The organism is Algoriphagus sp. 4150, assembly GCF_031457395.1.
In the GTDB taxonomy this organism is placed as follows: Bacteria; Bacteroidota; Bacteroidia; order Cytophagales; family Cyclobacteriaceae; genus Algoriphagus.
Genome location: NZ_JAVDWS010000049.1, coordinates 1 through 8322, shown reverse-complemented (window position 1 = coordinate 8322; position 8322 = coordinate 1). Strand labels below are relative to the sequence as shown.

The following is an 8322-nucleotide window of genomic DNA, read 5'->3' as shown; positions in this document are numbered from 1 at the left end:
TGAAGAAGATCGAAGATTTAAAGTCTAAAACAGCCGAGAAACTGATCAAGGATTTTATCAACAAGGAGGCTGTTCTTCAGACCGATGACAGCACCCCTTATGCTAAGTTTGAAGATTTCGTGGATGTCCATGTAACCGAATTGTCCTCTACAAAAGAGGGAAAGTTCAACCTGAAATAGGCCCATACTGCAATCAGCAACCTAAAAAGCGATCTTAGAAAGTACAGAATGATCTCGGAAAGAAAGCTCCAAAACTATATTGACGAGTTTTGCTACAAGCTCAACCGTAGATATTTTGGGGAAAGACTCTTTGACCGACTGATAATTTCGGGAATTCAACCCTGCTGGCAAAGTAGCGGATAATCATATAAAAAAATTCTGAATCTCTGAATAACTGAAGCCTATTGTGCGGAATCGGAATTATTTCCAAATTTTATTATGTTAATCGTTTTTTTATGGTGTCATAAAGTGTTATTTTTCCCTTACATGTTTCTGTTAGGATGGAGTTATTTTGCTAAATAACTCATCGTGGTAATTAAAATTAAGTAAAAAAATCGTATAAAATACAGATTATTAGTGTATTAGGATTTTATCAAAAGCTACTAATCCAAGCAGATGCAAAATATTAAATCGAATTTGGGCATAATTTTTCATTCTATCAAACCACTTAATCTCTCCTTTTTCGTTTCATCTGGGAATCTTTCCAAGCTCTATTCAGGATCAGAAATTTTTGATTTTGATGTCGTTACCCATGCACAGGTAGGTGAATTCATGTCCTTTGACAGTGAAAACTGGTTGTTTAATAACCTCGTGCGTGATTATTGGAAATCATTTTCAAAGCCTTTAGACAGATCAAAATTCAACCGAAAAAAGAGAGGTTTTTTTCTCCCTGTCGTTTTTGTCCAAAAAAAATCCGCTGAACGATTTCTCAGCTATGAAGACAATAACATCATCTACTCCATTCGCCTTCAAGATGACATTCTTTCATGGGAGAGGCAATCTATAATCTGTGCAGAGGCATTTGAAACCGTTCCGGAAAGGAAATTCTGTGCTGCACATAACAAGTTCTTTGATGGACACAAATTAAAAAGGGTTTGTTCAGGAATTGGTATTTCTCATTATATCGAATTTATTAAAGCTACCATATATGATGTAAATTTCTTTTATGAAATACACGCTATACTCTTTGATCGCGCACTGATTGGAGACATGGGTTGTTCGCCATCTTCCATTCAACTAAACTTATTCATATCGCAAATATCAAATTTAAAATCACAATGAAAGTTAATCATGCAGGGTTTGAGAGACAAATACGGGTATACAAAAAGGCTAGAGAGAGGATAGAAATTCAGTTTTCACAACTTTACGATCCTTACTTGACTGACTAGAAGGGAGTAGCCAATACTTCTGAAGTATTTAAAACTAAAGTTCTTTCCAAATTAACGCTCCAGAAACTTGTTTATTATCCCTAGAAGTACGAATCCAACAGATCAATTAATAATTTAGAAGTCTCAATTACTTTATATGGCTAGAATATTGGGCTACATTTTGACTCGAAAGATATTTTCTACACTAAAACAGTTGAGAGATAGGATTGATTTATAAACATACTGTGAACCGAACTGTAACGGTATAAAATTCATTGAATTACAATTATTTTGATTGACCAAGCTTTTAATAGTATACATCCAGAATCAAAAAAAGTAGCAACTGTAACTATTTCGCTATTAGGTTAGATTATGGCTATATTATTAATTATATCGAATAACAAGGAAACATGGTGATATATAAAAAGAATGATAAGTTGTCTGCGTCATTAACAGAGAAGAAGTTTGTAACTGGGAAAGCGTTATGCGTAATTCTGATGATTTCATTGCTTTATGTCTTCCTCTTCAGTGACTCCATTAAAGAACTTCCTTTGGCAGTTTTTATTTTGATGGATTTACTTATTTTTTTTGTGGTGCTACACAAAACATATCAAATTTTATATGATATTAAACTTCTTTTCTGGTTTGATAGAGATTTTGATACACCACTTGATTTTCCCAAAGAAATACAACTGCCATCCATTACGTTTGTCATTCCTTCGTATCAGGAACCGTTCAATGTAGCAAAAATGACCTTTGACTCTGTTGTTAATGCTCCCTACCCTGGCTTGAAAGTGATTATAGTGGTAGATAATTCAAAGAATGTTTTAGCGGACGATTTTGTTAACTGGAAATCCTATATCGAGACGTCTCAATTACGTCATCCTGAAATCACTGTAAAATTTGTTTATAATGAAGAACAGGATAAACTTAAATCTGGCAATCTTGATTTAGCTCATAGATTTATCTCCCCCGATGAGTTAGTTGTATTTCTTGATGTTGATTCAACTTTGCCAAATTCTTGTAATCTACTGGAAAGAGCAGTTGCTGAGTTTGAAGCTGATAAAGCCCTTGGCTTTATCCAATTCAGAATTCGGGCCACCAATTGCCATTTTAACGGACTTACTCAGGCAATTACTTGGCACCAAGACTTATTAAGGCTAAGAATGATAAGTCGGGGATATGGTGGATATAAGATCTTTGAGGGGCACAATGGTATGTGGAGGAAAAAGGCACTAGACGATATTGGACCATGGACCAGTTATTATAAAGGTGACATTATCATCACAGAGGACATTTTAAAATCAGTCGATGCATTTTCAAAAGGATATACTGGAAAGCAGTTGAATATTGAGACGGGAGAGTGGGTACCGAGTTCACTACATGCACTGGATGGAATGTGGAGTCGATGGATGTATGGAAATACGCAGGTCTTTTTCAAATATTTCAATAAAATTTATTCTGAACGCGTTTCAATACTTTCAAAATTTGACATATCTTATCATATTCTGCATCAGTTTGTGATAGGATGTTTTTTTGTGGTTGCATTTGCACTGCAGTTGCTAGTGCCTGGAGGGAGTGCCACCATTTTTATTGTATCGATGTTTGTTGTTCCACAATTAGTAGGAATATTTACAAGTTACGTTAGTTTAAATGATAAGTCTCAATCTATTTCAATCAAAAGGAAAGTGATGGATCTCTATAGTGGTTTTTTTTTAATAGAGACATTTATTATGGTCACTCAAATGAAGAGCAATATTAAGTTTATTCTAGGTATGTCTCAAGGTTGGAAAGTAACTGAAAAAGGTTTTGAGAACGCAATGAGTTGGATGAATGTTTTAAGAAACAGGTTGTTTCATGTTGCGATGATCTTTATGTGTTTAAGTATTTGTTTTGTTTCATGGTTTGTTAATTATGGATTTGCCTTTGATGCAGTAAAATACCATTTGGCGTTACTGTTTTTGAGTTTTAATCTTGTCTGGTGTATCATAGCTTTTGGGCGACAAGGCAGACAGGAACACAATAATGTAGAGTCTGCAATGCTTCATGATATTTAAGGAACAACTGTATGGATAGACAAACACAAATTTACCAAGCCAAGAATCCGGTGAGAATTGTAACTGCGACTTCTTTATTTGATGGTCACGATGTCTCCATTAATATTATGCAGGGCCTCCTAAGGAATTCAGGCGCTGAAGTAATTCATCTTGGGCATAATCGAACAGTGGAGGAGATTGTGAATTGTGCAATTCAGGAGGATGCACAGGCAGTTGCTATCACTTCTTATCAGGGCGGGCATCTTGAATACTTTAAGTACATGTATGATCTTCTAAAGGTTAGGAACGCTCCTCACATTAAAATTTTCGGTGGAGGCGGTGGTACCATTCTGCCTTGGGAAATGGATGAACTCCATAAATACGGGATTGCTCGAATATATTCGCCCGATGATGGAAGGAGGCTGGGCCTTCAGGGAATGATTAATCAGGTGTTAGAACAATCTGATTTTACTACGACGCACATTTTTCCCGAGGCATCCTATCTTTTTCCTTCAGCATTGGATGAAAGATGTATTGCCAATTTGTTAACTGTGGCAGAAAATAATCCTGAACTGTTTGCAACATACTTTTCTTCATTGATAGAAAAATCATCCAAGATCAACATTCCAGTGGTAGGTATAACTGGTACTGGGGGATCTGGAAAATCTACACTGATTGATGAACTGGTGAAGCGTTTCCTTATTGATTTTCCACAGAAGAAAATTGCGATAATTTCAGTCGACCCGACTAAGCGAAAAACGGGTGGCGCACTATTGGGTGATCGAATAAGGATGAATTCAATCAATAATAAAGGAGTTTTTATGCGATCGGTGGCAACACGATTGACTAACAGGTCTTTAAGTAAAAGTATTTTGAGCGCTATTCAAATATTTAAGGCAGCTGACTTTGATTGCATCTTTCTAGAAACTTCTGGCATAGGTCAGTCCGGGAGTGAAGTTGTTGAATTTGCGAACATATTAATATATGCGATGACCCCGGATTACGGATCGGCATCTCAATTGGAGAAAATTGAAATGTTAGACCATGCTCACTTAGTAGCTTTAAATAAGTTTGATAAGGCGGGTTCACTGGATGCTTTACGAGATCTTCGCAGACATTTTAGTGAAAACAGGCAACCTTTTGATGTTTTGGGTGACACCTTGGCTATCACGGGTACTATTGCGTCGCAATTTCGTGATGAAGGGACTGATGTTTTGTATTCCTTATTAATGAAAGAAATCGAAAAGAAGTTGGGGAAGACGTGGGATGGGAAGTACGTTAAACGTTGTACTTCATTAAAAACTAGCATTATTCCTTCTGGGAGAGCTGGATACTTAGAAGAAATTGTACAGGTCAACAAACAGTATGACCATCATGTAGAGGAACAAGCAGACGTAGCGGGTAAGTTATTTCAGGTAAAAGGAACTCTCGATTTGCTGAAGAAAAGGAGTGTGGATGGAACAGATGAATTCCAACCCGCAGATAATGAACTTAAGAATTTGTGTGAAGAGCTAGAGCGTAAACTGGATCCTTCTTGTAAAACAATTCTTGACCAGTGGAAAAACTTTCAAAATAAATATCGCAATTCACGTTTAAAATACGAGGTAAGAGGGAAAGTATTGGAATATGACTTGTTTCAGTCAACACTTTCGAACATTCCAATTCCAAAGGTGAGTATTCCTAACTATTCGAGCTGGGGGGAAATTGTTCGTTGGGTGTTAATGGAAAATGTTCCGGGTGAATTTCCTTATACAGCAGGGGTCTTTCAATTAAAGAGGAGTGAAGAGTCATCCACACGAATGACTGCCGGAGAAGGTGGGCCCGAACGGTCGAACAAAAGATTCCATTATTTGTCCAAGGGATTGATGGGGAAAAGGATTTCTACCGCACACGATTCTGTGACCCTTTATGGGGAAGATCCAGATTTTCGACCTGATATTTTCGGAAAAATTGGAAGTACGGGAGTTAGCGTATGCAATCTGGACGACACAAAGAAACTTTACTCAGGTTTTAATCTGGCAGACTCAAAGACATCCGTAAATTTGACGATAAATGGCCCTGCGCCTATGATTCTCGGATTCTTTTTAAATGCTGCCATTGATCAACAATGTGAGCTATACATTCGCGAACATGGAATGGTGGAACAAATCAGAAAAGAGATTGCTTTATATTTCTCATCAAAAGGTTTTCGGCAGCCAAGCTATCAAGGAGGCTTACCTGAAGGCAATGATGGACTGGGATTATTGTTGCTTGGCGTAACAGGAGATCAGTTTCTTGAACGATCAGTATATGAGAAAATCAAGAGTAACACGTTGGCGGGCATACGGGGGACTGTGCAATCTGATATTTTGAAAGAAGATCAAGCCCAGAACACCTGCTTATTCTCTGTTGAATTCGCTATCAAGATGATGGGTGACATACAGGAATATTTTATAGACAAGAACATTAAGAATTTTTATTCGCTATCGGTATCAGGATATCATATGGCAGAGGCTGGCGCAACGCCAGTCACACAACTCGCTTTTACGTTAGCTAATGCCTTTACATTTATCGAGTATTTTTTATCACGCAAAATGCATATTGATGATTTTGTGCCCAATATGTCTTTTTTCTTTTCAAATGGAATGGATCCTGAATATGCTGTATTGGGCAGAGTTGCGAGAAGAATTTGGGCAAAAACAATAAAATTGAAGTATGGCGGAAATGAGCGCTCACAAAAATTGAAATATCATGTGCAAACTTCCGGCAGGTCATTGCACGCTCAGGAAATTGCATACAATGATGTACGAACAACACTTCAGGGCTTACAGGCACTGTCTGATAACTGTAACTCTTTGCATACCAATGCCAGCGATGAAGCAATTGGTTTGCCAACTGAGGCTTCAGTAAAAAGAGCTATGGCGATTCAGCTCATTATTAATCAAGAGTACGGACTTTCAAAGAATGAAAATCCGACGCAAGGGTCATTTATTATTGATGAACTTACACAAAAGGTGGAGCAGGCCGTATGGAGGGAGTTTAGCAATATTTCTCAAAGGGGAGGAGTGTTGGGTGCCATGGAAAGAATGTATCAGCGATCAAAAATTCAGGAGGAGTCGCTGCGCTATGAAATGCTTAAACATTCTGGCCAGTTACCCATTATAGGTGTTAACACCTTTTTAGGTATCGACGGATCACCGACCGTAATTCCTGACGATGTCACGCGGTCCACGAAAGAAGAGCGGGAATTTGCTGTTTATTCAAAAGAGGCTTTTATAAAAAGGAATTATTCAGAGGCAGAAAAAATACTTGCGCAGCTTAAGAATACAGTATTGCAAAATGACAATATATTTAATAAGTTAATGGATGCTAGCAAAGTTTGTACTTTAGGCCAGATGTCCCGTGTTTTATATGAAACTGGTGGCCAGTACAGAAGGAATGGCTAAGGTTAGGGGACGCTTTTTCTTAGCTTAATATTTCAGACTTTGAATTTGAACGATTGTTATGGAAAAAAATATAAGGAGGCTCCGTGAATTACCTATTTCAGAGTACCAGAAAAGATTTTTCTTTGAATGGGTTCTTGCACCTGATGCAGTGACCTATAATGTTTCCTATCTACACAAAATAATCGGGGGTCTGGACGAGAAGGCACTTCGAAAGGCGTGTGAGATGTTCATTAGTCAAAATGAAGTTGTACAGGTGAGGTTTTCAGAGGATGGTGAGATCTGCTACCATGGTGAATTCACAATAGATGATTTTTATCTCGAAGCACTGTTTAATCCTGGTATTCCGCTTGAACAGCAGGTTGGTAAGTTCCTCTATTGTCCATTTGATTTAACAAAGGGGCCAATTTTAAAATTGTGTCTGATGAAAAGTCTAGACAGAGGAAAGCCAGAATTTTACTTTTTTTTTGTGACTCATCATATTATCTGTGATGCTGTTTTTATTTCTCAACTTTATGGCCAGATACAACAAGCCTATAATGCCCTATCTGTTGGAAGCAAAAATCTACCGAATGTTCCAAAGACTTTTTCTCTTGCAGTTCAGGCAGAATGTAAAGTATTGAATAAACAGTATAAATTGAAAGCCAGAAAGTTCTGGTTGGATTTTATAGGAGATATTCCTTTGACGACGGCGTTACCCTATCAGACTAATAGCCTTGATCATTCCAATACATTGGGTGAATTCATCTATTTTGATTTGAGTAGTGAGGAAAGTGAGAAGGTGCGCAACTATGCAAAAGCAAAAGGCACTACCGTATTCGTTGTCTTGTCTTCCTTCTATGGACTTGTTTTGTCTAAATATATCAGTCAGGATTTTTTTTTTCTTAATTATTCGGTCATGACACGGCCTGATGAATTTTTGGAGGTTGCTGGTTGTTTCATGAATAATGTTCCTATGAAGTTTGAATTGCGTGAAGTGGATATGCTGGACGAACTCATAAATCAGATAAATCAGCAGCGTAAAAGTGTAAAGCCGTTTCAGAGATATACATTGGGGGATATTGTTCAGGATCAACGACTACTGGCAGGAAAAACAGCGAACATAGTTAACATTGGATTTGCTCAGAGTTATCTCAATGTAATTCCATTTGAGTTACAGGGCTTGACAACTCAGCCAGTTGACATTACATGGAGTACAAATAGTATTTATGAGATTGGAATGTTATATGATGAACGCTCTGATGTCCTTCGTTTTAAACTGGAATACAGAAAGACTTTTTTTGACGGCGACTTGATTAGGCAATTAATACGATCTTTTGTGAAGATAATCCAAGGGGCGGTTGGTGGAGATAAAATTCAAATTAAAAGTTACACTGTTCTTCCTGAAGAAACATATTCCCGTCTTGTATACGATTGGAACGCTACTGATAGAGAGTATGAGAGGTCGGCGACGATCTGTGAACTGTTCGAGCGCCAGGTTGAAAGGACTCCGGATGGT

At 37.6% G+C, this 8322-nt stretch carries 4 protein-coding genes and 1 pseudogene; all 5 read left to right on the top strand.

The window, feature by feature from the left end; genetic code table 11:
* Nucleotides 1-362: pseudogene (locus tag J2X69_RS24425) on the top strand (transposase); the annotation flags it as partial.
* A 252-nt stretch (nucleotides 363-614) separates the two neighbouring features.
* Complete coding sequence (locus J2X69_RS24420; protein ID WP_310109409.1) at nucleotides 615-1280, top strand: IS982 family transposase; 666 nt, start codon at nucleotides 615-617, stop codon at nucleotides 1278-1280.
* A gap of 496 nt (nucleotides 1281-1776) precedes the next feature.
* Nucleotides 1777-3423, top strand: a complete 1647-nt coding sequence (locus J2X69_RS24415) for a glycosyltransferase family 2 protein (RefSeq protein ID WP_310109407.1) — start codon at nucleotides 1777-1779, stop codon at nucleotides 3421-3423.
* A gap of 11 nt (nucleotides 3424-3434) precedes the next feature.
* A complete protein-coding gene (locus tag J2X69_RS24410; protein WP_310109404.1) occupies nucleotides 3435-6827 on the top strand; it encodes a methylmalonyl-CoA mutase family protein in 3393 nt (1130 codons plus the stop codon).
* Nucleotides 6828-6885: 58 nt separating this feature from the next.
* Nucleotides 6886-8322, top strand: a 1437-nt coding sequence (locus tag J2X69_RS24405) for a condensation domain-containing protein (protein ID WP_310109400.1), incomplete at its 3' end; no start/stop codon positions are given.

What these genes read in the sequence shown, in the direction of transcription:
- J2X69_RS24420 (WP_310109409.1), top strand. Translation starts at nt 615, where the DNA reads ATGCAAAATATTAAATCGAATTTGGGCATAATTTTTCATTCTATCAAA.
- J2X69_RS24415 (WP_310109407.1), top strand. Translation starts at nt 1,777, where the DNA reads ATGGTGATATATAAAAAGAATGATAAGTTGTCTGCGTCATTAACAGAG.
- J2X69_RS24410 (WP_310109404.1), top strand. Translation starts at nt 3,435, where the DNA reads ATGGATAGACAAACACAAATTTACCAAGCCAAGAATCCGGTGAGAATT.